Here is a 24,745-nt window from a genome sequence, read left to right as displayed (position 1 = left end):
GCGTCGACGGCAGGCCTCAATTGCCCTATGTGGACAAAGTTTCCAAGGACGGCCCGTGGAGGATCACCGCCGCAGCACCAGCTACGAGGCCTCCCGGCAAAAGGAAGCCGCGGCGAAACAGGCTAACTCGCTGAACTTCGCTGTTTCGCAAGCCGTTCACGCCGCAATTCCACGCGGCGCCGGCGTTGGTTTGCCAGCGACACGAGGAGCGGCGGGACGTGTACGCCCTGGGACGCCATCTGGCGGCGCACTTTGCGGCGGGTCATGACGATCAAGACGGTACCCACAAGAAGGAACAGGAACTGCACGCTTAACGCGATGCGGAAGGACGCCAGGCCGTATAGCTCTCCGCCCGAGAAACCACTGGTGTGGAGAATGTCGAGGATGAGCCCCACCAAGTAGATCGTCAGGAGCGCCGCAACGAAGCCTCCCACGTTGACGATGCCCGTGGCGGTACCGATCCTGTGGGAAGGATTGAACGTCCGGGCAAAATCGAAGCCGATCATGGACCCGGGGCCGCCGATGGCCAGGGCGACCACCAACAGGGCAAGCAACCATAGGGGCGCCCTGCTCGGCAACAGCAGGACCGCAGCCCAGGCAAGTGCGGTAGCCGCCGTAATCAGGAGGACCATGGCGGAGCGCCGCATCGGGTGCCGGGCCACGAAGGTCCCAAACAAAGGCCCTACGAGAATGCTCGTGACTACGAAGAGTCCCATCAAGGCGGACACGGTGGCCGGGTTCAGGCCCTGCGCCGATACCAGGAACGGGTAGCCCCAGGACATGGCGAAGACGTTACCGCTGAACTGGACAGTGAAGTGGCACCAGAGCCCCAAGCGCGTCCCGGGCTGCTTCCAGGCACGGGCCAGTGTCACGCCCGTGGCGCGCAGCCCTTGGGCGCTCTCCCGGGGCGGATGACCGGGCGGAACGTCCCTAAGCAAGGCCAGGACGAGGACGACGGCGAGTGCCGATAGGGAGCTCAGGGCCAAGAAGGCCGTATTCCAGCCCGCGGAATGAAGGACCAGCGCGAACGGCACCACACTGATGAGCTGGCCTAGCTGGCCCGACATCCCAGTCAGCTGGGTGACGAGGGGAACCCGGGCCGGCGCGAACCAGATCGGCACGAGGCGGATCACGGAGACGAAGGTCATGGCGTCGCCTGCGCCGACGAGCACCCGGCCGAGCACGCCGCCCGGAACAGTCTCGGCATAGGCCAGTTGGAGTTGGCCGAGCCCCATCAGCACGGCCCCGCTGGCAATCATGGCGCGGGAACCGAAGCGGTCAACAAGCAGCCCGACGGGTATCTGGAGGCCGGCGTAGACGAGCAATTGCAGGACGGTGAAGAAGGAAATGGCGGCCGCGCTGGCATGGAACCGCTCAGTCGCTTCGAGTCCTGACACACCAAAAGATGTGCGCTGGGCCACTGCCACGAGATAGGCGAGCACCCCGATCGTCCATATGAGCCAGGCGCGGGGTGCGTTCACCCTTCCATTATGCCCGGGGCCGCATTAAAGCTGCTTTATGGGCGCGCATCTTTACGTGCGAGGTACGCCTCAACCGCAGCACCCAGGTCCTCTGCGTTGGGCAGTTCGTCGTTCTCGTCAGCGAGCAGGGATCGACGGACGGTCCCCTCGGCCTTGTCGTCATAGCGGGATTCCAGCGTTGAAACCACCTGCTGGACGTCCTCGGATGCCTCCACCTGTTCGGCGATCTGCCGGCCCACTTCCCTGCCGGCCTCGCGGAGGCGGTCCGTGGGCAGCATCAGGGACGTCGCCGCGCCCAGGTATTCAAGTCCCGCGACCGCTGCCGGCGGGTACTCCGCATCGGCGAGGTAGTGCGGAACGTGGATGACGTAACCGGCCACCTTGCGCCCGGCTTCACTCAGCCGCAGCTCAAGAATGTGGCCAATAGCCGAAGGAACGTCGACAGTCGGCTTCCACGTTGAGATCCCTTCGATGAGTTCCGGGCGGTTGCCGTGCACCGTGACGCCCACCGGCCTGGTGTGCGGAACCGGCATGGGGATCGAGTGGATCCAGGTAACCAGGTTGACGTCGAGTTTTTCCACGATCCCGACGACGGCGCGCGAGAACCGCTCCCACTGGAGGTCGGGTTCAAAACCGGCAAGCAACAGGAACGGCTCACCCAGGCCGTCCTTCAGCCTGTAAAGGGCAAGTTGGGGGGCCTTGTAGTCCTCCAGATGGTCTTCGACGAAGCTGATGTGGGGACGGCGCGTGCGGTAGTCAATGAGCTGGTCGGCATCGAAGACGGCCACGGTTTCGACTTCAAGGGTGTCCAGCAGTTCCCGGTTGATCTGGTGGACCACGTGGCCGGCATCGGCAAATCCCGTGAAGCCCATCAGCATGTTGAGCCCCCTGATTTCCGGGCTGTGGAAGAGCTCGATGTTGCTCGCGTAGAGCGACTCAGGGTCAAGGAGTGAGCCGGAAATCCGTTCAAACACGGCGTGTTCCTTTCGCAGTTGCAAGTTCTAGGAGGAGCAGGCGGCTGCACACCGCGGCAAGAGCCTTCGGCGGCCGGCCACGCTCCATGTATTGGTACAACGCCCCGGACCGGCTGCGCATTCCTGTCAGCCGATGTGCTGCAACTCTCATTTAATTGCTTTCCGGCGCAGCAGACAGACTACGATCGAGACGTGCCGCCGTATGCGGACCGAAGCAACCACGGACGTTGTCACAAGCGGACAACCGACGGGTATCAGGGCCGGGCGCCTAACATGCAGCCCGGCCAATCCATGCAGAGAGAAATGAGGACGGATCCTCGTGGTGAAGACTACAGACATCATCCTTGGCACCATTGCCAAGGACCTGAAAAAGTCGCCCAGCGACGCACTCGTGATAGGCATCGGACAGGGTCCTGAGGGACCTGTCCTGCTCGGGAACCCGCTGAGCGCGAAGGCCGCTGAATCCCTCGGGGCCTCGCTGGGGCTCCTGGGCATCACGGGAGCAGCCGATCAGGTTCACCGTCTGCCGGGTCTTCCGGAGACCGGCTCGGGCGTACTTGTCCTGGCAGGTATTGGCAAGGTGGCCGACGACGCTCCCCTCGCCGAGGAGGCCCTGCGCCGCGCTGCAGGATCCGCCGTCCGCCAACTGGCTGGCCTGTCCTCCGTGACGCTCGCCCTCCCGACGGCGTCCCTCGCCGACGTCGCAGCCGTCGCCGAAGGCGCCGTGCTCGGCTCCTATTCCTACACCGAGCACCGCTCGAGCAAGGACGGACTCAAGGATCCGGTCGGCAAGGTCCTCATCCACACGGCCCTTGACGGCAAGGAAGTCCAGCCATCACTTGACCGTGCGTTGCTCGTGGGACGCGCGGTCAACGCCACCCGTACCCTGGTCAACCAGCCGCCGAGCCACCTTTACCCCGAGTCCTTTGCCGAAGCCGCCAAAGAGCTCTCCAAGGGCCTCCCCGTCAAGGTGACCGTGTGGGACGAGAAGCGCCTTGAGAAAGACGGTTTCGGCGGAATCCTCGGCGTCGGAAAGGGTTCAACCCGCCAACCACGCCTGGTCAAGGTGGAGTACGCACCCGCCAAGGCCACTAAGAAGATCGCGCTTGTGGGCAAGGGCATTACCTTCGACACTGGCGGGATTTCGATCAAGCCGGCCCTCGGCATGGGTGACATGAAGAGCGACATGGCGGGCGCCGCCGTCGTACTTAATACTGTCCTGGCCGTCGCGGGACTCGGCTTGCCAGTCAAGGTGACCGCGTGGCTCTGCATCGCCGAGAACATGCCCTCCGGCGCGGCACAGCGCCCGGCGGATGTCCTCACCGTCTACGGCGGCAAGACGGTTGAGGTACTCAACACCGACGCCGAGGGTCGCCTGGTCATGGCGGACGGACTGGTCGCGGCGAGCCTCGAGCAGCCGGACGCCATCATCGACGTCGCGACACTGACGGGCGCCCAGCTGATCGCCCTCGGTGACCGTACTGCCGGTGTCATGGGTTCCGACGCCGTCACGGGCGCCCTCAAGTCCGCGGCAGACCGCGCGGGCGAACTCGTCTGGCCGATGCCGCTGCCGGAAGAACTGCGCGCCAGCCTCGACTCGCAGGTGGCTGATATCGCCAACATCGGCGAACGCCATGGCGGAATGATGACCGCGGCAGTGTTCCTGCGCGAGTTCGTGGGCAAGGACGCCGAGGGCAAGCAGATCCCCTGGGCACACGTCGACATAGCCGGCCCGTCCTTCAACAACGGCAGCCCCTACGGCTACACGCCCAAGCAAGGCACCGGCTGCACCGTCAGGACGCTGCTCGCCTACGTCGAAGACGTGCTGGCCACGGCCTGAGCCGGTCCCCACGTGGGGCCGGTTTATGACCGGCCCCACGGCCCGACGTGAGTCTGGCCACAAGCGCCCCACAAAAGCCTCGGCAGGGTGGAGCATGGATAAGTGGTTCGCTAAGGTGAACCACGGTAGTCACAAATGCAAGAGAACTTCGGTGCTGGCATAATCGCGGCAGTACAAGTTCCAAGACCAGATGACGCGTAGTCGCGTGTCATCGCTCACGCGAGGGAGCGTCCTAGTGGCCGATCAGGCAACTGCGCAAGAATTCGACATCCTGGTACTCGGTGGCGGCAGCGGCGGCTACGCCACGGCTCTGCGTGCCGTTCAGCTTGGTTTCACCGTTGGTCTCGTCGAGAAGGGAAAGCTCGGCGGCACCTGCCTGCACAACGGGTGTATCCCCACCAAGGCCCTGCTGCACTCGGCGGAACTGGCCGACCACGCACGCGATTCCGCCAAGTACGGCGTCAACGTCACGCTGGACAGCATCGACATCACGGCCGTGAACGCCTACAAGGACGGAATCGTCGCCGGTAAGTACAAGGGCCTGCAGGGACTCATCAAGTCCAAGGGCATCACGGTCATCGAAGGCGAAGGCAAGCTGCAGGGCACCGACACCGTCGTCGTGAACGGCACAGCCTACAAGGGCAAGAACATCGTCCTGGCCACGGGTTCCTACTCCCGTTCCCTGCCCGGCCTGGAAATCGGCGGCCGCGTCATCACGTCCGATGAAGCGCTGACCATGGACTACATCCCCAAGAGCGTCATCGTCCTCGGCGGCGGCGTCATCGGCGTCGAATTCGCTTCCGTGTGGAAGTCCTTCGGCGTCGACGTCACCATCGTTGAAGGCCTCCCCTCCCTCGTTCCCAACGAAGACGCCGCCATCGTCAAGAACCTTGAGCGCGCCTTCAAGAAGCGCGGCATCAAGTTCAGCACCGGCGTCTTCTTCCAGGGCGTCGAGCAGGATGACAACGGCGTGAAGGTCACGCTGGTTGACGGCCAGAGCTTCGAAGCCGATCTCCTCCTGGTTGCCGTGGGCCGTGGCCCGGTCACCGCGAACCTCGGATACGAAGAAGCCGGCGTCACCATCGACCGCGGCTTCGTCATCACCAACGAACGCCTGCACACCGGCGTCGGCAACGTCTACGCGGTCGGCGACATCGTCCCCGGCGTTCAGCTGGCCCACCGCGGGTACCAGCAGGGCATTTTCGTCGCCGAAGAGATCGCCGGCCTCAACCCGGTGGTCGTCGAAGACGTGAACATCCCGAAGGTCACTTTCTGCGAACCTGAAATCGCCACGGTTGGCTACACCGAAAAGGGCGCCAAGGAGAAGTTCGGCGAGGACCAGGTCCAGACCCAGGAATACAACCTGGCTGGCAACGGCAAGAGCTCCATCCTGGGCACCGGCGGCATCGTGAAGGTCGTCCGCCAGAAGGACGGCCCGGTCGTCGGTATCCACATGATCGGCTCCCGCATGGGTGAACAGATCGGCGAAGCACAGCTGATCGTCAACTGGGAAGCACACCCGGAGGACGTGGCTCAGTTCATCCACGCACACCCGACTCAGAACGAGACCCTGGGCGAAGTCCACCTCGCCCTCGCAGGCAAGCCGCTCCACGGCTGAGTCTTTACGCAAGACACCCGGTCCTGCGCCCGCATGAACTGCGGGCGCAGGACCCCAGCAGGCACCACTCATCCGCACTAAAGATCAATAAGGAGAACGGGGACGACATGTCTGAATCCGTTAACTTGCCCGCCCTTGGTGAAAGCGTCACCGAAGGCACCGTCACCCGCTGGCTCAAGCAGGTTGGTGACCGAGTGGAAGTCGACGAGCCCCTGCTCGAAGTTTCCACCGACAAAGTAGACACTGAAATCCCGTCTCCTATTGCCGGCATCATCGAAGAGATCCTCGTAGCTGAAGACGAGACCGCCGAAGTCGGCGCTCCCCTGGTCCGGATCGGTAGCGGCAGCAATGGCGCTGCAGCTCCCGCAGCCGCACCTGTGGCAGAAGCGCCGGCGGCTCCCGCCCCGGCCGAAGCACCGGCTCCTGAAGCAGCACCGGCCCCCGCAGCGGAGCCGGCTGAGGCCCCCGCAGCAGCTCCTGCCGCGGCGTCGGGCCACGATGTGACCCTCCCGGCCCTGGGCGAAAGCGTCACCGAAGGCACCGTCACCCGTTGGCTGAAGGCCGTCGGCGACACCGTAGAGGTCGACGAGCCGCTCCTCGAGGTATCCACCGACAAGGTCGACACCGAAATCCCCTCCCCCGTGGCTGGCACGCTGCTGGAAATCCGCGTCAACGAAGACGACACCGCTGAGGTCGGCTCTGTCCTTGCCGTCATCGGCTTCGGCGCCCCCGCCGCTGCTGCACCGGCACCCGAAGCTGCTCCCGCACCTGTAGCAGCAGCCGCTCCTGTTGCTGCCCCCGCTTCGGCAGCCCCTGCGCCCGTTGTTGAGGCAGTGCCGGCAGCAGCACCCGCCGCCCCGGCAGCTCCGGCTCCGGTTGCCGAATCCGCGCCCGCAGCAGCTCCGGCTTCGACGGAATCCGGCTACGTCACCCCCCTCGTCCGCAAGCTTGCCAACCAGAACGGTGTCGACATCACCACCGTGACGGGCACCGGCGTCGGCGGCCGGATCCGCAAGCAGGACGTACTCGCCGCGGCCGACGCCAAGCGGGCAGCAGCCGTCGCTCCGGCGCCGGTGTCCGCAGCTCCTGCGGCCCCCAGCAAGCCTGCCGCCGCTCCCGTGGTCGCCTCCTCGCTGCGCGGGACCGTGGAAAAGGCTCCGCGCATTCGCCAGGTCATCGCCCGCCGCATGCGCGAATCGCTCGAGACCTCCACGCAGCTGACCCAGGTGCACGAGGTCGACATGACCAAGATCGCCAAGCTCCGGCTCAAGGCCAAGGGTTCCTTCGAGGCCCAGAACGGCGTCAAGCTCACCTTCCTGCCGTTCATCGCCAAGGCCGTCGCTGAAGCACTGAAGCAGCACCCCAAGCTGAACGCCGCCTACGACGAAGACAAGCAGGAAATCACCTACCACAACGCAGAACACCTCGCGATCGCGGTAGACACCGACAAGGGCCTGCTGGTCCCGGTCATTTCCGACGCCGGCAACCTGAACCTTGCAGGCCTCGCCAGCAAGATCGCCGATGTCGCCGGCCGTACCCGCCAGGGGAAGATCGGTCCAGACGAGCTGTCCGGCGGTACTTTCAGCATCACCAACATCGGTTCTGTCGGGGCCCTGTTCGACACGCCGATCATCAACCAGCCGCAGGTGGGAATCCTGGGCACCGGTGCCATCGTCAAGCGCCCGGTAGTGGTTGCCGACGAGAACGGTGACGACTCGATCGCCATCCGCTCCATGATGTACCTGTCGCTGACGTACGACCACCGCCTGGTCGACGGCGCCGACGCGGGCCGCTTCCTGCAGACCCTCAAGGCCCGCCTTGAGGAAGGTGCCTTCGAAGCTGACCTGGGTCTCTGATTCCAGTCATCGCGTAGCGCTTCGCACCGCCTGACGGTGCGGATCACGACGACGGGGCAGGCTCCGGTGGGAAACCGCCGGAACCTGCCCCGTTTTTGTGCTCGTATTTTGCTCCGTGGCTTTGCTACGGCACGTAGAAGATTCTGGCTAAGCTGGAGCCATGAGTATTCTCTTCAACGTCCTGCTGTTCTTGCACATCGTCGGCGCAGCCATGATTGTGGGCTTCTGGATCGCCACCATGAAGCAGCCGACCGTCCACCCACGTCAGCGGGATGGCGCCTTCGTGCAGCTGATCACCGGTATTGCCATGATGGGAATCCTGCCCATGCTGCCCAATGCCGACCCCAACTACTTCAAGCTCGGCATCAAGTTCGCCATCGGTCTCGCCGTGGCCGTGCTCGCCGTCATTGGCTCGCGCAAGGTCAAGAAGGGCGAACCGGTCTCCACCGGTCTGGCACACGGCGTCGGCGGACTGGCGTTGATCAACATCGCCATCGCCACGATCTGGCAGTGATTCCCTGATCGATAAGCGGCCGCCTGGACTCACCGTCCGGGCGGCCGTTGCTGTTTAGACCGTGGCGGTCACAATCCTCTGAGAGCGGACACGCGGTGCGTCGCCGTCGTCGAATCCATAGGATTGAACCCGGCGGTATCCGGCATCCGGATGCCAATTCGCAACGACGCTGAGGAGTGGACATGGCTACAACACGCACCGCACACACCGTATGGAACGGCAACCTGATCGAAGGCGCCGGCAACACCACGCTGGACAGCTCCGGACTCGGAAACTTCGATGTCACCTGGAAGGCCCGCGCGGAGTCCGCAGAGGGCAAGACCAGCCCGGAAGAGCTGATTGCCGCCGCACACTCGGCATGCTTCTCGATGGCCTTCAGCAACGGCGTGGCAGGCGCAGGCTTCTCCCCCGAAGAGGTCAACACCAAAGCCGACGTCACGTTCCAGCCAGGTGTTGGCATCACCGGCATCCACCTGACCGTGAGCGCCCGCATCCCGGGCGTCTCCGAGGAAGAATTCCAGCGGCTGGCCGAAGACGCCAAAGTGAACTGCCCGGTCTCGCAGGCACTCCGGGCCACCCCGATAACGCTGGAAGCATCCCTGGCTTCCTAGCACTCAACGCGAAAGGCCCCGCCGACTCCCCGTTTCGGGGGGTTGGCGGGGCCTCTTGCCGGGCGGGTTGGTTCAGCCCTGTTGCGGCCTGGCGGGCAGCGCAGCCGGACGGACCTTGCGGTAACCTTCGCGCAGCGGTGGCCGGTCAGTGGGCAATTCCTGCACCATTTCCTTCAGCGCGCCGATGCCGTACTCCAACTGGGGATCCGTGCCCGCTGCGTAAGCGTGGGGCGGGAACACCACTTCGATGTCGGGCTCAACCCCGAAGTTCTCCACGCTCCAGCCGATGCCGCCAGAGAACCACGTGGCATAGCGCGGCTGGGTCACACCCGTGCCGTCAGCCAGGGAGAAGCGGTTGTCAATGCCCACAACGCCTCCCCAGGTCCGCGTGCCGATGACCGGGCCGATGCCGCGGAGTTTGGACACCTGCGTGATGATGTCGCCGTCGGAGCCGGCGAATTCGTCGGCGAGGATAATGACCGGCCCCCGCGGAGCGTGATGGGGGTACGTCCGTGGCTTTTCGCCGCGGGGCATGCTCCAGCCCGTGACCTTGCGGCCGATCAGCTCGGCCACCAGCTGGGAAGTGTGTCCGCCGCGGTTGCGCCGGACATCAACAATCAACCCATCCAGAGCCGTCTCGGTATCGAGATCCCTGTGAAGCTGTGCCCAGCCGTTGGCCATCATGTCCGGCACGTGCAGGTAGCCGAACTTGCCATCCGAGGCCTCGCGCACGGTACGCCGGTTGGCATGTACCCATTCCTGGTAACGCAGGCGTTCCTCGTCCTTCACCGGAACTACGGCAATGCGCCGCTGCTGACCGGCCGCATCACCGTGGCCTTCGCCATTGAGGAGAGTGAGTTCCACGGTGCGGCCTGCCGCACCCACCAGTTGTTCGGCCGGTGTACGGTCCGCGGAGAGCCCGACGCCGTCAATCGCCAAGACGACGTCGCCCACCTTCGCGTCGGCTCCGGGCCGCGTTAATGGTGAGTTCGCCAGGGGGTCTGAGGAGTCTCCCGCGAGGATGCGCGTGATCTCCCAGCCAGCCTCCGTGAACTTAAGGTCGGCCCCGAGCCGGCCCTGTCCGTTGCTGCCGGGTTCACCCGCTGCCGCCGGACGTACATAGGCGTGGGAAGTACCGAGCTCGCCATGGAGTTCCCACAGGAGGTCAACCAGGTCGTCATGCGATCCCAGGCGTTCGACAACGGGACGGTACAGGCGGTGCACCGATTCCCAGTCCTGGCCCGCCATGTCCTCGGTCCAGAAGAAGTCCCGCTGCAACCGCCACGCTTCGTCGAACGCTTGCCCCCACACAGCCAACGGATCCATGATGACCCGGATCCGGTTGAGCTCAACTTTGACGCGCTCACCTGAGTCTTCATCAACCTTGGCGTCCGAGGGCACGGCGACAACCTGCTTGTCGTTGACGAAGACCAGTTTCTTGCCGTCGCCGGAGACCCGGTAGCGCTCAACCGCCGAAGCCAAGGTGACCTGCTTTTGCTTCGAAAGCTCGTAGCGGACCAAAGCGGGAGCAGGTGCCTTGTCCTGCACCTTTCCCCGGCCATCTCCGGTAACACCTGAAAGCGGAGTGTCGAGCCACAACAGCGCATCGCTGGAGGCAGAGAGCTCCGAGTAGTTGCCTTGCGGCACCGGGACGCCGATGACGCGCAGTGACAGGCCGTCAAGGTCCACCCGGACCACGACGGCCGCTCCGGCACCGTCCTTCCCGCCCGTCGCCCTTGGAGCGGCCTCGGCTTCCCCCTCGTCAAACAAGTCCACCACCGGCCCGAAGGGGGACGGGGTGTCCGCTGCGAGTGCCACCAGGTACGGCTTGATGGGGCTGGGGAAGGACAAATCGAAGGCGTGTCCGTCGTAAACCGGATCAAAGCTGCGATTCGACAGGAACGCCAGGAACTTGCCATCCGGGGTAAATGCCGGTGATTCGTCGCAGAAACGGCCATCGGTGACATCCACAATGCCTTCCGGGCTGGCCGTGTTGACCATCCGCAGCTTGCTGCGTGAACCAAACGACGTCACGGGTTCGGACCAGGCCAGCCATTGTGAGTCCGGCGACCATGCGAGTCCGTCAATGCTGCCATCCCCTACGCTCACAACCAGCGCCAACGCGCCGCTGGCCGTGTCGGCCAAGTAGACGTCACCGAATGCTGTACCTACGGCAAGCCATCGGCCATCAGGGCTTGCTTCAAGCGTGCTCGGGCGGGTTGCCCTCGGGAAGTCGATCCGCTGGAAGTCGTTCTCCGATTTGTCCGCGCGGCTCCCTGTAGCGCCGCCCGGCACTGTCGCACTGTCCACGGAAGCCGGAACGGCCTCCGTGTGGGGCTGCGCATCCCGAACCGCGGGCGTCACGGGCTGTCCCGCGATCGCTGAAGCGGAGACGGGACGGGGCAATTGTCCGGAAACAGCCTCGTCGGATGCGCGCGGCACGTCGGTTTCCGGCGCCACTGCGGCCCCGTCCCGGACCGGGGCTGCGAGGGTCGGTCCCGGGACGCGCGGGGCGATCCTCCCGATGTAAACGGAGTCGACGCCGTCGTGGTCCGCCACATAGGCGATACGACCGTCGATGAGGGGCCGCGGAAGCCTTGCCCGCACGCCGGGAGTCGCTTCGACCACCCGGGACGGTCCGTCCTGGTGGCGCAGCCAGTGGATGGTTCCGTGGGATTCCACCGCGCTGGCCGAACCTGCGGCATTCGGGACCACTTCGCCCAAGTGGGCCGCAACTTTGAGGGGAGCCGGCCGGCGCGACTGCGATGCCGAGCCGAGCGTAATGTCGAGCCGCACCGCCTCGGCATCGGCCTCGAGGGTCGGCAGGATCCACAGCTCGCCCGCCGATTCGAAGATGACCCGCTTGCCGTCGCTCGCGGCGTGCCGGACATAGAAATCTTCATGATCGGTGTGCCGGCGCAGATCGGTTCCGTCGGGCTGCACGGAGTAGAGATTTCCGTAGCCCTCGTGGTCCGAAAGGAAGGCAATACGGTTGCCCACCCACAGCGGGTCCGCGAGATTCCCGTCGAGTTCGGGGACCAGGCGGGCGAACTCGCCGTTCCCGTCGGCGTCGATCCATAGCTTTCCAGCTGTGCCGCCGCGATACCGTTTCCACCAAGCGGGCTCACGGGAGAGCACACTGGCGAGGACAACGGGACGCTCATCGCCCACTTCCGGGCCGAACGCCAACGATTCCACCGGACCGAAGGGAAGTTCGACGGCGGGGCCGCCGTCGAGCGGCAAGGCGTAAGCATGGGTGTGCCGCCCTTCGGCCTGCTCGAAAGCGGAGGTGACCACGACGTCGCCCCGGGAGGTGAAGCCCTTGACCCGGGTGGTGCTGTGGCCGAAGTAGCTCAGCTGCCGGTACCCGCCGCCGTCGACCTCTGCGGTCACTACCTCGGGAGCTGCGCCGGTGATCGTCGTCCAGACAAGCCGCTTGCCGTCCGGGCTGAACCGGGGATTGCGTGCGGGCAACTGCTGGGCTGAAATCCGCCACGCGCGGCCTCCGGCCACGGGCGCAATCCAAACGTCGTCTTCGGCCACGAAGGTGAGCAGATCACCGTGCAAATGCGGGAAACGGAAGTAGCTGGAGGAGGTCATTGTTCGATCATAGTCAAAGGAGAAGCAAGCTCTTCGAGGCCTGCCGGAGTGCCGAAGTGACGCTCGCCATGATGTGATGGGGCATGCGAATCGTGATTTCGGGTGCATCGGGATTTATCGGTACCGCGCTCACCGAGCGTCTTCTTCGCAAAGGGCACGACGTCGTCAGGTTGGTTCGCCGCCCACCGACCGGAACCGGCGAGGCACAGTGGGATCCTGCCTCCGGGCAATTGGACGAGGCGGTCCTGGACGGTGCAGACGCGGTGGTCAATCTCTCCGGGGCAGGCATCGGAGATCGCCGCTGGACCAAGGCCCGGGTGAGGGAAATCTTCGACTCACGCCGGCAGGCAACCAAAACTCTCACGGCGGCCATGGGACGGCTGGGAACTCCGCCCGGAGCGTTCCTGAGCCAGTCGGGATCGCACTACTACGGCTCGTCCCGGCCCGGCCTGCTCCGCGAGGATTCGGGTCCCGGCCAAAGCGTGCTGGCGCGGCTCTGCGTCGACTGGGAGGCAGCGGCCCACACTGCTCCCCCGGGCGTCCGTGTGGTGACCCCGCGCACGGGCATAGTGCTCAGCCCGGACGGAGGGGCGCTGGGCCGGCTACTGCCGTTGTTGAAGTTGGGTGTGGGTGGCCCGCTAGGGAATGGCCGGCAATACTGGCCATGGATTTCCTTGGCCGATGAAGTCTCGGCTATCGAATTCCTGCTCGCTTCGCCGCTCGAGGGGCCCGTCAATGTCTGCGCCCCCGAAAGCGCGGATGTCAACGCGATCGTCGCCCAGCTGGCGGCAGCGCTGCACCGGCCGGCATTCCTTCGCGTGCCTGCTCCGGCGCTGCGCCTCGTCTTGGGCGGCCACTTGGCCGAGGAACTCGTCCTTGCCAGCCAGCGCATGGAACCGGCAAAACTTATGGACGCGGGCTTTATCTGGCAGCACCCTGCCTTGGCTGACGCGGCCCGATGGGTGGCAGAGGGCAAGTGATCGCCCCTTTTCACGACTGCTTCGCGAGGATCTCGGCGATCTTCCACGCGCCTTCGCCACCGCCACGAAAGAGTAGCACCCTGAGTTCCTGGTGTTTGCCGGCGGCACGCACCTGGACCACTTGTCCAGAGGCATCCCGCTCTTCATAAGCTGATGTCTCCACGGTGACGCTAACCGTCGCGCGGTCCCCGTCGGCAGTGCCTTCCACGCTCGTGTTGATCAAGGTGGTGGAGAAGCCGGCAAGAACCAAGCCGGCACTCTCCAATCCGTCCCTGACTTTGCCGTCGGCAGCGGCCGCCGCAGAGCCCTCCACATTGACGTACTCCAGTAGTTCAAACGTGCCGGTACTGAACGCCCTGTCCCGGAGGCCCGCTAGTCCCCTGATGGCTTCCTCGGGGTTTTGGGAGCGGATCTGGCCTTGTATCGCGGCCGGAACCCCGTCGAAGGCGGTACCTGCTTGTCTGGGCTCTTCCGGCCCCGGCGCCTGTGCCGGCCTCTGCGGTTGCTGCGCAACTCCCGGTCCTCGATCACCGGCCCACCACACCGCCGTTGCTGAGCCGGCCACCACCAGTGTCCCGACGGCGAGCACGATGGACGCTACCCGCCGTCGTACGGAAACGAGCGCAACTGCCGGCCGGCCTGTTCGTCCTCCCCATCGCGGGCGGAACCGGCCGAAAAATGCCTTGATGCGGGCGCGCCTCGCATGAGTATGAGAAGCCCGACGCCGGGTCAGCAGTTCCGGAACAACCGTCGCGTGCACGGCATCGGAAAGGTCCACGGCTGCCGGCGCCGCGCTCCGATAGACGGCGATACCCAGTTCCGCGGCTGTTGGCCGTTGCCGCCGCTCTGGATGAAGCCCGGCCTCGATGGCGGCGGCCAGGGCCGCGGGGACAGCGGGCACCAGGAGCGTCAGGGGTGGCCTCCGGGCCGCGCTGTCCGGAGGGGATCCGGTGAGGCAATACCAGCCGAGGGCGGCAAGGGCATAGGTATCGCGCTCCGGCAAGAGCGGGTTGGCCCCGGGGACGATCGGTCCCGGGTCCGCGAATCCGGGAGTGCCGAAGTCCGTGACGCCGAAAGCATCCCCCACCATGCGTGAAACGCCCAAATCCGACAAGAGCGGCTTCCCCTGGGCGGTGAAAAGGACATTCCCGGGCGAAACGTCGGAGTGCGTCATGCCTTGGTGATGGAGATAGGCCAAAGCCTGCGCAAGGGGAGTCAGGATGGTCGCTGTCTCCCCCACGCTGAGGCGTCCCCTGCTGGAGAGCAGCTGCCCCAGCGAGCCCCCGGGCGCATATTCCATGACAAGGCCCAGGCCGCCGTCGAAGGCCCCCGCCAACTGAACGACGCCACGGACCTTGACGAGGTGCTCGTGGTCCAGCCGGGACAGACGGTGCACCTCACGAAGCATGGAGGACCTGGCCTCGTCCAGGTCCTCCGCCTCTGGTCTCCGGCGAAGGCATTTCACGGCAAAACTGCTCCCCGAGCGCTTCTCCGTGGCGAGCCATACCGCGGCACTTCCGCCGCGGCCAAGCTCACGGACGGGCACAAAGCCGGGAATCACAGGTTGGGAAGGGTCCGTCTCCTGGGAGCTCATCGCTTCAGCGTCGTCCTGTCCGCCCGTGCCGGGTGCAAAAGTCTCCATGCCTCAACAGATACCGGATTTCCCGGATTGCCGCAGAAGTTATCCACAGGCTCGGGTGGCAGGCGCCCGCACAGCCTGGCCGAGTACGACTGAGAGCTTGGCCACAAAATCATGGCCTGCGTCCGGCGGGGTCTAAGCTTGTCCCCATGACTCTTGAGTTTTCACAGCTGGGTCTCGCCCCGGATTTCGTTGACTATATGCAGGGCTGGGATATCCAGCGCGAACTCCACAACAAAGTTGTTGCCGGCGAGAAACCCAGCACCGTCCTGCTCCTCGAGCACGCGGCGGTCTACACGGCAGGCAAGCTCACCGAGGACCACGAGCGCCCCTTTGACGGGACTCCCGTTGTCCCTGTCGATCGGGGCGGCAAGCTGACTTGGCACGGGCCGGGTCAGCTGATTGCCTATCCCATCCTCAAGCTAAAGAACCGCGCAGGCATCCGTGACTACGTCGAGCGCCTCGAAGACGTCATGATCGCGATCATGGAGGACTACGGGATCAAAGCCACCCGGGTCAAGGGCCGGGCAGGCGTCTGGGTCCTCGCCGACCACAAGGGTCCGGACCGCAAGATCGCCGCGATCGGCATCCGCGTCCTGGACGGCGTCACCATGCACGGCGTGGCCATCAACTGCAGCAACGACCTCGCACCCTACGCGCAGATCATCGCATGCGGCATCACTGATGCCAGTGTCACCACCATGTCCATCGAGACCGGCCGGACCATCAACCCCGCCGACATTGCGGAGCGCTTCAAGGAAGAGTTCCGCAAGCACGAAGAAGCACTCGTATCCAGCCCCGAAGGAGCAATCCAGTGACCCTGGCACCTGAAGGCCGTAAGCTGCTGCGCGTTGAACAGCGCAACAAAGCCGTCCCGGTCGAACGCAAGCCCGAGTGGATCAAGGCCAAGGTCCAGATGGGCCCGGAATTCGTGGGCCTGAAGAACCTCGTGAAAAAGGAAGGCCTGCACACCGTCTGCGAGGAAGCCGGCTGCCCGAACATCTTCGAATGCTGGGAAGACAAGGAAGCGACCTTCCTGATCGGCGGCTCCGAATGCACCCGCCGCTGCGACTTCTGCCAGATCGACACCGGCAAGCCCTCCCCCGTGGACCGCTTCGAACCCACCAAGGTCGCCCGCTCCGTCCAGGCCATGGCCCTGCGCTACGCCACCGTGACCGGCGTGGCCCGGGACGACCTCGAAGACGAAGGCGTCTGGCTCTACGCCGAAACCGTCCGCAAGATCCACGAACTGAACCCCGGGACCGGCGTGGAACTGCTCATCCCGGACTTCTCCGGCAAACCCGAACACATCAAAGCGATCTGCGACTCCGCCCCCGAGGTCTTCGCGCACAACGTCGAGACCGTGCCCCGGATCTTCAAGCGCATCCGCCCCGCGTTCCGCTACGACCGCTCCCTGGACGTCATCACCCAGGGCCGCAACCTGGGCATGGTCACCAAGTCCAACCTGATCCTGGGCATGGGCGAAACCCGGGCCGAGATCTCCGAAGCCCTGGCCGACCTGCACGCCGCGGGCTGTGACCTGATCACCATCACCCAGTACCTGCGACCCTCCGAACGGCACCTGCCCGTGGACCGCTGGGTCAAGCCCCAGGAATTCGTGGACCTGCAGCACGAGGCCGAGGAGATCGGCTTCCTCGGCGTCATGTCCGGGCCCCTGGTCCGCTCCTCCTACCGCGCCGGACGCCTCTGGGCCACCGCGATGCGCAGGAAAGGCCGCGACATCCCCGCCCACCTGGCCCACATCGCCGAGGGCATCCAGGACTCCGGCACCACCCGCCAGGAAGCCAGCACCCTCCTCGCACACCACGCATAGCACTCCAGCAAAAGCACGGTCAAAGGACCGGGCCCCGGACAAATCCGGCGTCCGGTCCTTTGGCATAAATCACGTAGAATTAAGGCACTATGGCGAAATCCCCTGATTCCAGCAACTCGACAACATCGGCTGCCGACGCTCCCAAGCGCGGCTTGTTTTCCCGCAAGCCCAAGGAAGCCAAGGCCAAGAAGCCGAGCCAGCTGAAGCAGATCGGCGAGGTCTTCAAGATGACCCGCCGCAATGACCCCATCGTTGTGTGGCTCATGCTGCTGGCGTTCCTGGGTGTCGTTGCTGTCAGCCTCATCGTCGGTCTCCTCCTGAACAACTGGGTCACGGGCCTGATCATTGGCATTCCCCTTGGCCTGCTGGCAGCGGTCTTCATCCTCTCGCGCCGCGCGGAACGGGCAGCCTTCGCGCAGATCGAGAACCAGCCTGGAGCCTCGGGCGCGGCTCTGGGAACCCTGCGCCGCGGCTGGATCACGGAAGACCAGCCGGTGGCCGTCAACCCGCGCACCCAGGACGCGGTCTTCCGCGCCATCGGCCGCCCCGGCGTCGTGCTGGTGACCGAAGGACCTTCGCACCGCGTCAAGCCGCTGGCCGACGCCGAGCGCAAGAAGCTCTCCCGCATTCTCCCGAACGTGACCATCCACGTGATCGAAAGCGGTCGTGGCGAGGGCCAGGTGCCTATCAGCCAGATTGCCAAGACCATGAACAAATACAAGAACGAGCTCACCAAGGTTGAGGTCAACGCTGTCAGCAAGCGGATCTCCTCCCTCGGCAACCGCCTGCCGATCCCGAAGGGCATTGACCCCTACAAGGCACGCCCGGACCGCAAGGCAGCCCGCGGACGCTAAGACGACATAAGAAGAACCGCCCGGCTCCTGGGAAGATCATCCAGGAACCGGGCGGTTCTTTTGTCTGCGGTTCTTTTGTCCGCGGAAAGTTACATCCGGATGAGGATCGTGTTCATGGCTTTGTCATGGAGGCCACGCTGGTCAGGATCAAAGACCACCGCAGGAATCACGAGGCACAGGAGAAGCGTCCTTACCAAGGCGGCGAGTGGCCCTGCCGGCGCGCCACCGAGCCGCACCACGTGGATGCCCGCGACCCGGTGCCCGATGCTGTAGCCAAGCGTGCCGATGAGGAGGATCTGTTCCACCGCAAAGACTGCAAGCGTTGCCCACTGGTTGCCACCGAAGGCAAAGTTGCTGATTGCCAAGGCAATGACCCAGTCGATGCAGATTGCCAGGATGCGACGGCCGGCGCGGGCGATGGAGCCGGGACCGGACTCGGGCAGTCCGAGCCGCTCTCCCGGGTACTTGGAGATTCCGGACGTATCCGGCCCTGTGAGCCATGAACCAATGTCTTTTCGATCAACCACTGTTCAAGCTTACGGCTTCACCACCGGATGCCCGACGGCGGGGGGTGGCGCCCGGCGGGATGTTCACTGTGTTCACAAGGAAACAGACACACGGAGGAAAGACATAGACTGGCACTGCAGTAGACCAGTAGCGTTTACACGGCAGGCAGTTCTGTAACCTGCACGAAACAATACTGACACCGCGGGGAAATCCCTTTTCCCTATGGTTGGAGAAGTTGCTAGCCGCCGATGCAGGGACACTTTTTTGTTTCCCTGCCTTCGGTTTGCGCTGGATCAGACGGCCTGAAGGCCTGTTACCTGTTATGCGATAGGAGCATAGATGTTCAAGACTGCGGACGAAGTCCTCAAGTTCATCAAAGACGAAGACGTAAAGTTCGTCGATATCCGCTTCACCGATCTTCCGGGCGTCCAGCAGCACTTCAATGTGCCGGCCAAGAGCGTCGACGCTGACTTCTTTGTCAACGGACAGCTCTTTGACGGATCTTCCATCCGCGGTTTCCAGGGCATCGCCGAGTCCGACATGCAGCTCATCCCGGACGTTACCACGGCATTCCTCGACGCCTTCCGCGTCGAGAAGACCCTCGCTTTGAACTTCTCCATCGTGAACCCGCGCACTGGCGACCCGTACCACCGCGACCCGCGCGGCGTGGCCGAAAAGGCAGAAGCCTACCTGGCCTCCACCGGCATTGCGGACACGGCATTCTTTGCTCCCGAAGCTGAGTTCTACGTCTTTGACAATGTTCAGTTCGAGTCCTCCCCCCAGGGTTCCTTCTACAAGGTCGACTCGATTGAAGCTCCTTGGAACACGAGCCGCGAAGAAGAAGGCGGAAACCTCGGTTACAAGACCCCCTTCAAGGGCGGATACTTCCCGGTATCCCCGGTTGACCACCAGGCTGACCTCCGCAACGCCATGTGCCTCGCCCTGGACGAAGCAGGCCTCGAAGTCGAGCGCTCGCACCACGAAGTCGGCGCCGCAGGCCAGGCTGAGATCAACTACAAGTTCACCACGCTGGTACACGCTGCCGACGACCTGCAGAAGTTCAAGTACGTCATCAAGAACACCGCGTGGGAGTACGGCAAGTCGGTAACCTTCATGCCGAAGCCGATTTTCGGTGACAACGGCTCGGGCATGCACTGCCACCAGTCCCTCTGGAGCAACGGTGACCCGCTGTTCTACGACGAGAAGGGCTACGCTGGCCTGTCCGACACCGCACGCTGGTACATCGGCGGCCTGCTGAAGCACTCCTCTGCTGTGCTCGCCTTCACCAACCCGACGGTCAACTCCTACCGCCGGCTGGTCAAGGGCTTCGAAGCTCCGGTCAACATGGTCTACTCGCAGGGCAACCGCTCCGCCGGCATCCGCATCCCGATCACGGGCTCCAACCCGAAGGCCAAGCGCATCGAGTTCCGCGCTCCGGACGCCGCTTCCAACCCGTACCTGGCGTTCGCCGCCCAGCTCATGGCCGGTATCGACGGCATCCGCAACCGCATCGAGCCCCCGGCTCCGATCGACAAGGACCTGTACGAGCTGCCCGCCGAGGAAGCCAAGGACATCCCCAAGGCTCCGGGTTCCCTCGAGGAAGCCCTCGAGGCCCTGCGCGAGGACAACGAGTTCCTGCAGGCCGGCGGCGTCTTCACCCAGGACCTGATCGACACCTGGATCGAGTACAAGTACGAGAACGAGATCCGTCCGCTGTCGCTGCGCCCGAACCCGTACGAGTTCGAGCTCTACTACGGCGTCTAAGCAACACCGCAATAAGCATAAGAAGGGGTCATGGGCAAGCGCCCGTGGCCCCTTCTGCGTTAAAGTTCGCAGGGTAATCCCCGTAAGAAACAAGAACGGCTGTGCCTGTTAAGACACAGCCATCCTTTTGTAGAGACCCCGGATTCGCCCGGGCCGGACCCCCAATTTTTCCTACACCCGCCGGCGCCCGCTCATCAACCGGAAGAGGAAGACGATGATCGCCAAGACGATCAGTATCGGGGCGATCCAAAGAAGGAACCCCAGGGCCTTCACCGTGCCGCCAATGATAAAGAAAACGATCGCGATGACCGCGACGATTCCGAGGATGACATTCATGATGTACCGTCCGTTTCAGTCGTAAACATTCTGATGATTACCTTTATCGCTGTGCAAACCTCAGCAACCTTACTGTAAGCATGCTTATTATTCTAATCCACCAAGACCCACCAGCCCCCGCCCGACCCTCTCTCACAAACAACGCCCTTCCCCCAAACCCTCGCTCACCAAATTGGGGAACATGTCCACCTTGAGGTCATATCTGCAGGAGCGTTGACCAGATGGACGGCACAAGTGAGCGGGCGTCCGGCCAAACACCGGCGTAGGTGAGCGAGCGTCCGTGTCTTGCGCCGCGGCGCAGAAACAATGGCGCATTTCCGTATCGCCGACCGGACCGGGCGTTGACGCTCGGTTCTGCCAGTCCGACGACCCTGTCGCCGGAGTGGACGCCGTGGTACGTTCAGCGTGATCAGGATGCCTCAGGTGAGCCCCCTCTCATCCGGCTCCTGACGCAACTTCTGAAAGCGGAGGCAAACGATGACAACCTTGATGATCTTCCATGAGGTCGACGATGTTGAGCACTGGCTCAGCTCACCGAAACGGGAAGAACTCTTCGGACCCCTTGGCTTCACAGTTCGAACGTTCGTCGACCCGGGAAAAACCAACCGTGTTGGCCTGATTGTCGAAGTCCCGGACATGGAAACGTTCCAGCGGATGATGGAGTCCGAAGCTGCGGCCGAGGCAATGAAATTCGACGGCGTGCGGCCGGAGACAATCCTGACGCTCGTCGAATCCTAGATATTTCCTAGTCGCCGAAACCCCGGTACATGGTCCATTGCGGACCGGCGGAACCACCCAAGTACCTGCCTGTCTCCACAAAGCCCGCGTTTGCGTACGCAGCCTTGGCGGCGGGATTGCGTTCGTTGACGGAGAGCACGACGCCGGCCTGCCCGCCACCCAGCCTCGCCGTGAGCTTCTGCGCCTCCCGGGCAGCCGCCGCGGCAGACAGGGAGCCCAGGCCTCTCCCCTGGCACTTCTGGTCGATCAGGAACCCTCGCAAGAGCCAGGCGGAATCGTCGTCGGGCCATCCTGCCAAGGTTGCGGCACCGGCCTGCAAGGTAAATACTCCGACGGCGGCACCGGCCGCTTCGATCACGTACGGCAGACGGCTTTCGTCTTCGAGGCCCATAAGCATCATCTTGAACGGGTCCCCGACGAAGTCGTCCTGCCCCGCGGCCAATTCCATGACGGCGACGTCGCCGAGCGTAATGGCGCGGGCATCGTCGTCGAGATCCTTCAAGGGAATGAGCCACACGGTTTCCAGCATCTTTCGAGCTTAGCCGTCCCCGCGCTCCGCGGGGCGGCTCGGGCGGGAGCTCACTGGCCGTAGAAGTCCTTTTCAAACACGGCCCGGGTCCGCCGGCTCAAGCGCAGATAGTCTTCTTCGAACACCGCGGCTTGCCCGGGAGCGTAACCGCACCACCTGGCAACGGCCTCCAGGTCCCGCCGGGAGGCAGGCAAGAGATCCGAGGCACGCCCGGTGCAGATCACATTCGCCGAGCGGATACGGCTCGCAAGCCGCCAGGCTTCGCGCAGCAACACGACGTCGCTCTTGTCGATCAGTCCCAACGACTCAATCGCACCAAGAGCCTGCAGCGTGGACGTGGTCCGGAGCTGCGGGTGCTCGCCTGCGTGCTGGAGCTGCAGCAGCTGCACAAGCCATTCGACGTCGCTGAGTCCGCCCCTGCCGAGCTTCACATGCCTCGCCGGATCGGCCCCTCTGGGGAGCCGTTCGGATTCGACCCGGGCCTTGACCCGTCGGATCTCCCGCACATCAGTTTCCGCGAGGGCCTTTGGGTAGCGGATGGGGTTGATGAGCCAGAGGAATTCCGCCGCCAATTCGTCGTTGCCGGCCATGGGTTGAGCCCGCAGCAGCGCCTGGGCTTCCCAGATAAGGGACCACCGGCGGTAATACTCGGCGTAGGACTCCAGGGAACGGACCATGGCACCGTTCTTGCCCTCGGGGCGAAGGTCGGCGTCAACGCTCAGGACGCGCTCCGCCAGGATGGCCGGCTTGAGGGGCTGGGTCAGCAGGGTGGAAATGTGGCCCACAATGGCAAGGGCCTGTTGCTGGGCTTCGGATTCACTCTCTCCAGGAAGGGCGCGATGGACGTACATGACGTCCGCGTCCGAGCCGTAGCCGATCTCGCGTCCGCCCTGCCTGCCCATGGCAACTACCAGGACTTGCGTTTTGAGGGACCCGTCGGAAGCCACGATGGCCTCGGCGACGTGCAGGGCGCCTAGAACCGCTGCCCGGTCGGCGTCGGCCAATGCCGCGCCCACTGCATCCTGCTCCAGGAGGCCGGAACTGTCCGCGATAGCGATACGGAGGATCTCCCGGCGACGGATAAGCCTGATGAGCCGCATCGCATTCTCGGGATCGGCATGGCGCGACATCTTGGATTGGATTTCCTGCCACTGAGCTTCGAAGCTAAGCGGCATGAGTTCCTTGTCGGCACCCAGCCAGGCAACGGACTCCGGAGATACTTCCAGGAGGTCCGCGATCAGTCGTGAGTTCGAAAGTACGTGGCAAAGCCGCTCAGCTGCCGCCTGCGAGTCCCGGAGCATACCGAGATACCAATGGGTGGTTCCGAGGGCTTCGCTGACACGGCGGAAGGCGAGCAGGCCGGCGTCGGGATCGACTCCCTCGGCGAGCCAGCCGAGAAGGATGGGAAGGAGTTGCCGCTGCAGGGCGGCACGCCGGCTGACCCCGGCCGTGAGGGCTTCTATGTGTCGCATAGCACCCTGCGGGTCGCGGTAGCCGAGGGCCGCGAGACGGCCCTGCGCGGCTTCCGGGGTGAGCCGGGCGTCCTCGCTGCTCAGCTTTGCCGCAGTGTTTAGCAGGGGCCTGTAGAAGATCCGGTCGTGCAGTTCCCGAACGGACCGTTTGGTCTTCTGCCACGTTTCGATCAGGGCATCAGGATGGGGCCGGCCCGTGGAAAAGGGACCCAGGACGGCTTTGGCGAGGAAACGAAGAGACTCCTGGCTGGTGGGCATGAGGTGCGTACGACGCATCTGGAACAGCTGGATTCGGTGCTCAAGCACCCGCAAATAGCGGTAGGCCGCGTCGAAGGCTGCGGCATCGACCCGGCCAATGTAGCCGCCTGCGGACAGGGCGGAGATTGCCGACGTCGTATCCCGGCAACGGAGCGTTTCATCGGACTTTCCGTGAACGAGCTGCAGGAGCTGTACGGTGAACTCGACGTCCCGGAGGCCACCGGGACCGAGCTTGATCTGGCGCTGTTCCTCCGCCGGAGCAATGTTGTTGGTAACCCTGCGGCGCATCGCCTGCACGGATTCCACGAAGCCTTCCCTGCCGGCCGAAGCCCACACGAGTGGCTGGACGGCTTGCTCGTACCGTGCCCCGAGGTCCTTGTCCCCGGCGATGGTACGGGCCTTGAGCAGTGCCTGGAATTCCCAGCTTTCCGCCCACTTCGCGTAATAGCTCAAGTGCGAGGGCAGTGTCCTGACGAGCGGCCCGGACTTACCTTCAGGCCGCAGGTTCGCGTCGACCTCCCACAGTCCCGGTTCGGGCGCTGTGGAAGAAATCGCGCGGGAGATGCCGGCGGCGAGGGCCGTGCCGATGGTCGCGGCCTCGGCGTCCTCCAGATCGGGCGCCTCGATCACGTAGATCACGTCGACGTCGGAAATATAGTTGAGCTCGCGGGCACCGCATTTGCCCATACCGATGACAGCCAGCCCGACGCCGGCAATATCGGCAGCGTCGAAAGTCGCCGCCGCTTCCGCCCGGGCCACCGCGAGGGCGGCCTCAATCGCCGCGCCGGCGAGGTCGGCCAGTTCGGCGCCGACGGCGGGCATGAAGTCCTGGGGGCTGGCGGCGCAGAGATCCTTGATGGCCAGTTCGGTCAATCCACGCCGGTAAGCCGTCCGAAGAGCAGTGTATGCGCTTGGTCCCGACACTCCTGCAACGGGCCTGGGAGAGTTGGGGTCCGCTTTGACCGAACGGAGGAGTTTCATCCGCAGTTCACCGGCATCGGCAGACAACGGCTCGGGGCTGACGCGGACATCGAAGACGTCCAGATGCTCCGGATGCCTGATGAGGAACTCCCCCAAGGCCTCGGATGCCCCCAGCAGGCGGTATAGCGGCTCGCTGCGATCCGGGTGCTCCCCCGCGAGCTGTTTGAGTGAGGGGTGCTTCTCAATCAGGCGGACGAGTGACTGGAGCGCAGTGTCCGGGTTGGCGCTCAGGTGCAGCCCCGCAAAGATCGTGTCTTGGTCGATGCCGTCGAGTTCACGGGCGGCAAGAAACCGTTCACCCTTCTCAAGGTCGCTGAAGCCGGCTGAGATGAGCCGGCGGGCCAGGCTCACACTCACAG

At 64.3% G+C, this 24,745-nt stretch carries 19 protein-coding genes; 11 read left to right on the top strand and 8 right to left on the bottom strand.

The window, feature by feature from the left end; translation table 11 throughout:
• Nucleotides 1-122 precede the first annotated feature (122 nt).
• Both ACX5I4_RS08330 and ACX5I4_RS08325 read right to left on the bottom strand, forming a co-directional pair.
• Nucleotides 123-1,481 (bottom strand): MFS transporter, encoded by a 1,359-nt coding sequence (locus ACX5I4_RS08330; protein ID WP_461836265.1) that lies wholly within the window; start codon nucleotides 1,479-1,481, stop codon nucleotides 123-125.
• 35 nt (nucleotides 1,482-1,516) lie between these two features.
• Nucleotides 1,517-2,455 (bottom strand): proteasome assembly chaperone family protein, encoded by a 939-nt coding sequence (locus ACX5I4_RS08325; protein ID WP_461836264.1) that lies wholly within the window; start codon nucleotides 2,453-2,455, stop codon nucleotides 1,517-1,519.
• A 319-nt stretch (nucleotides 2,456-2,774) separates the two neighbouring features.
• Between ACX5I4_RS08325 and ACX5I4_RS08320 the strand changes: the two genes are divergently transcribed.
• The 5 genes from ACX5I4_RS08320 to ACX5I4_RS08300 all read left to right on the top strand — a co-directional run bounded on the left by ACX5I4_RS08320 (nucleotide 2,775) and on the right by ACX5I4_RS08300 (nucleotide 8,894).
• Nucleotides 2,775-4,295: a leucyl aminopeptidase gene (locus tag ACX5I4_RS08320; RefSeq protein WP_461836263.1), complete on the top strand. Its 1,521-nt coding sequence runs from the start codon at nucleotides 2,775-2,777 to the stop codon at nucleotides 4,293-4,295.
• Nucleotides 4,296-4,530: 235 nt separating this feature from the next.
• Nucleotides 4,531-5,913: a dihydrolipoyl dehydrogenase gene (gene lpdA / locus ACX5I4_RS08315; protein WP_461836262.1), complete on the top strand. Its 1,383-nt coding sequence runs from the start codon at nucleotides 4,531-4,533 to the stop codon at nucleotides 5,911-5,913.
• Between the two features lie 107 nt (nucleotides 5,914-6,020).
• Nucleotides 6,021-7,769, top strand: coding sequence for a 2-oxoglutarate dehydrogenase, E2 component, dihydrolipoamide succinyltransferase (sucB, locus tag ACX5I4_RS08310; RefSeq protein ID WP_461836261.1), 1,749 nt, complete (start codon nucleotides 6,021-6,023; stop codon nucleotides 7,767-7,769).
• Between the two features lie 160 nt (nucleotides 7,770-7,929).
• Nucleotides 7,930-8,283, top strand: a complete 354-nt coding sequence (locus ACX5I4_RS08305) for a hypothetical protein (RefSeq protein ID WP_461836260.1) — start codon at nucleotides 7,930-7,932, stop codon at nucleotides 8,281-8,283.
• Between the two features lie 182 nt (nucleotides 8,284-8,465).
• Nucleotides 8,466-8,894, top strand: coding sequence for an OsmC family protein (locus ACX5I4_RS08300; RefSeq protein ID WP_461836259.1), 429 nt, complete (start codon nucleotides 8,466-8,468; stop codon nucleotides 8,892-8,894).
• 72 nt (nucleotides 8,895-8,966) lie between these two features.
• Here ACX5I4_RS08300 and ACX5I4_RS08295 read toward each other — a convergent pair whose 3' ends face one another.
• Nucleotides 8,967-12,494 (bottom strand): S41 family peptidase, encoded by a 3,528-nt coding sequence (locus ACX5I4_RS08295; RefSeq protein WP_461836258.1) that lies wholly within the window; start codon nucleotides 12,492-12,494, stop codon nucleotides 8,967-8,969.
• Nucleotides 12,495-12,577: 83 nt separating this feature from the next.
• On the opposite strand from ACX5I4_RS08295, the gene ACX5I4_RS08290 reads away from it, so the two are divergent.
• Nucleotides 12,578-13,474 (top strand): TIGR01777 family oxidoreductase, encoded by an 897-nt coding sequence (locus tag ACX5I4_RS08290; RefSeq protein WP_461836257.1) that lies wholly within the window; start codon nucleotides 12,578-12,580, stop codon nucleotides 13,472-13,474.
• Nucleotides 13,475-13,484: 10 nt separating this feature from the next.
• On the opposite strand, the gene ACX5I4_RS08285 is transcribed toward ACX5I4_RS08290, so the two are convergent.
• The gene (locus ACX5I4_RS08285) at nucleotides 13,485-15,116 is read right to left on the bottom strand and encodes a serine/threonine protein kinase (protein ID WP_461836256.1); all 1,632 of its coding nucleotides are present in this window, start codon (nucleotides 15,114-15,116) and stop codon (nucleotides 13,485-13,487) included.
• A gap of 146 nt (nucleotides 15,117-15,262) precedes the next feature.
• On the opposite strand from ACX5I4_RS08285, the gene lipB reads away from it, so the two are divergent.
• The 3 genes from lipB (at nucleotide 15,263) to ACX5I4_RS08270 (ending at nucleotide 17,801) form a co-directional block, all read left to right on the top strand.
• Nucleotides 15,263-15,931 carry a lipoyl(octanoyl) transferase LipB gene (gene lipB / locus ACX5I4_RS08280; RefSeq protein ID WP_461836255.1) on the top strand — a complete coding sequence of 223 codons (669 nt, stop codon included), beginning with the start codon at nucleotides 15,263-15,265 and terminating at the stop codon, nucleotides 15,929-15,931.
• Complete coding sequence (gene lipA / locus ACX5I4_RS08275) at nucleotides 15,928-16,947, top strand: lipoyl synthase (protein ID WP_461836254.1); 1,020 nt, start codon at nucleotides 15,928-15,930, stop codon at nucleotides 16,945-16,947. The genes lipB and lipA overlap by 4 nt, the downstream gene beginning before the upstream one ends.
• An 89-nt stretch (nucleotides 16,948-17,036) precedes the next feature.
• The gene (locus ACX5I4_RS08270) at nucleotides 17,037-17,801 is read left to right on the top strand and encodes a DUF4191 domain-containing protein (RefSeq protein WP_184739037.1); all 765 of its coding nucleotides are present in this window, start codon (nucleotides 17,037-17,039) and stop codon (nucleotides 17,799-17,801) included.
• 89 nt (nucleotides 17,802-17,890) lie between these two features.
• Here the strand turns inward: ACX5I4_RS08270 and ACX5I4_RS08265 are convergent, their stop codons facing one another.
• Nucleotides 17,891-18,328 (bottom strand): RDD family protein, encoded by a 438-nt coding sequence (locus tag ACX5I4_RS08265; protein WP_461836253.1) that lies wholly within the window; start codon nucleotides 18,326-18,328, stop codon nucleotides 17,891-17,893.
• A gap of 319 nt (nucleotides 18,329-18,647) precedes the next feature.
• On the opposite strand from ACX5I4_RS08265, the gene glnA reads away from it, so the two are divergent.
• Entirely contained in the window at nucleotides 18,648-20,072 is a 1,425-nt protein-coding gene (gene glnA / locus ACX5I4_RS08260) for a type I glutamate--ammonia ligase (RefSeq protein ID WP_461836252.1), read from the top strand.
• A 171-nt stretch (nucleotides 20,073-20,243) separates the two neighbouring features.
• Here glnA and ACX5I4_RS08255 read toward each other — a convergent pair whose 3' ends face one another.
• Nucleotides 20,244-20,408: a hypothetical protein gene (locus ACX5I4_RS08255; RefSeq protein WP_395801946.1), complete on the bottom strand. Its 165-nt coding sequence runs from the start codon at nucleotides 20,406-20,408 to the stop codon at nucleotides 20,244-20,246.
• Between the two features lie 477 nt (nucleotides 20,409-20,885).
• Here ACX5I4_RS08255 and ACX5I4_RS08250 point away from each other — a divergent pair, with 477 nt between their 5' ends.
• Nucleotides 20,886-21,146: a hypothetical protein gene (locus tag ACX5I4_RS08250; protein WP_461836251.1), complete on the top strand. Its 261-nt coding sequence runs from the start codon at nucleotides 20,886-20,888 to the stop codon at nucleotides 21,144-21,146.
• A 7-nt stretch (nucleotides 21,147-21,153) separates the two neighbouring features.
• Here the strand turns inward: ACX5I4_RS08250 and ACX5I4_RS08245 are convergent, their stop codons facing one another.
• Both ACX5I4_RS08245 and ACX5I4_RS08240 read right to left on the bottom strand, forming a co-directional pair.
• Nucleotides 21,154-21,675 carry a GNAT family N-acetyltransferase gene (locus tag ACX5I4_RS08245; RefSeq protein ID WP_461836250.1) on the bottom strand — a complete coding sequence of 174 codons (522 nt, stop codon included), beginning with the start codon at nucleotides 21,673-21,675 and terminating at the stop codon, nucleotides 21,154-21,156.
• Between the two features lie 50 nt (nucleotides 21,676-21,725).
• Nucleotides 21,726-24,737 (bottom strand): bifunctional [glutamine synthetase] adenylyltransferase/[glutamine synthetase]-adenylyl-L-tyrosine phosphorylase, encoded by a 3,012-nt coding sequence (locus tag ACX5I4_RS08240; protein WP_461836249.1) that lies wholly within the window; start codon nucleotides 24,735-24,737, stop codon nucleotides 21,726-21,728.
• Nucleotides 24,738-24,745: the final 8 nt, after the last annotated feature.

It is taken from the genome of Arthrobacter sp. MMS24-S77 (assembly GCF_054888235.1).
This window is presented reverse-complemented; position numbering and strand designations above follow the sequence as displayed.

Excerpts from the sequence above, each read along its gene's own strand:
- ACX5I4_RS08295 (WP_461836258.1), bottom strand. The coding sequence starts at position 12,494 with ATGACCTCCTCCAGCTACTTCCGTTTCCCGCATTTGCACGGTGATCTG.
- ACX5I4_RS08270 (WP_184739037.1), top strand. The coding sequence starts at position 17,037 with ATGGCGAAATCCCCTGATTCCAGCAACTCGACAACATCGGCTGCCGAC.
- ACX5I4_RS08245 (WP_461836250.1), bottom strand. The coding sequence starts at position 21,675 with ATGCTGGAAACCGTGTGGCTCATTCCCTTGAAGGATCTCGACGACGAT.
- ACX5I4_RS08250 (WP_461836251.1), top strand. The coding sequence starts at position 20,886 with ATGACAACCTTGATGATCTTCCATGAGGTCGACGATGTTGAGCACTGG.
- ACX5I4_RS08300 (WP_461836259.1), top strand. The coding sequence starts at position 8,466 with ATGGCTACAACACGCACCGCACACACCGTATGGAACGGCAACCTGATC.
- ACX5I4_RS08255 (WP_395801946.1), bottom strand. The coding sequence starts at position 20,408 with ATGAATGTCATCCTCGGAATCGTCGCGGTCATCGCGATCGTTTTCTTT.
- ACX5I4_RS08290 (WP_461836257.1), top strand. The coding sequence starts at position 12,578 with ATGCGAATCGTGATTTCGGGTGCATCGGGATTTATCGGTACCGCGCTC.
- ACX5I4_RS08285 (WP_461836256.1), bottom strand. The coding sequence starts at position 15,116 with ATGGAGACTTTTGCACCCGGCACGGGCGGACAGGACGACGCTGAAGCG.
- ACX5I4_RS08305 (WP_461836260.1), top strand. The coding sequence starts at position 7,930 with ATGAGTATTCTCTTCAACGTCCTGCTGTTCTTGCACATCGTCGGCGCA.
- glnA (WP_461836252.1), top strand. The coding sequence starts at position 18,648 with ATGTTCAAGACTGCGGACGAAGTCCTCAAGTTCATCAAAGACGAAGAC.
- sucB (WP_461836261.1), top strand. The coding sequence starts at position 6,021 with ATGTCTGAATCCGTTAACTTGCCCGCCCTTGGTGAAAGCGTCACCGAA.
- lipB (WP_461836255.1), top strand. The coding sequence starts at position 15,263 with ATGACTCTTGAGTTTTCACAGCTGGGTCTCGCCCCGGATTTCGTTGAC.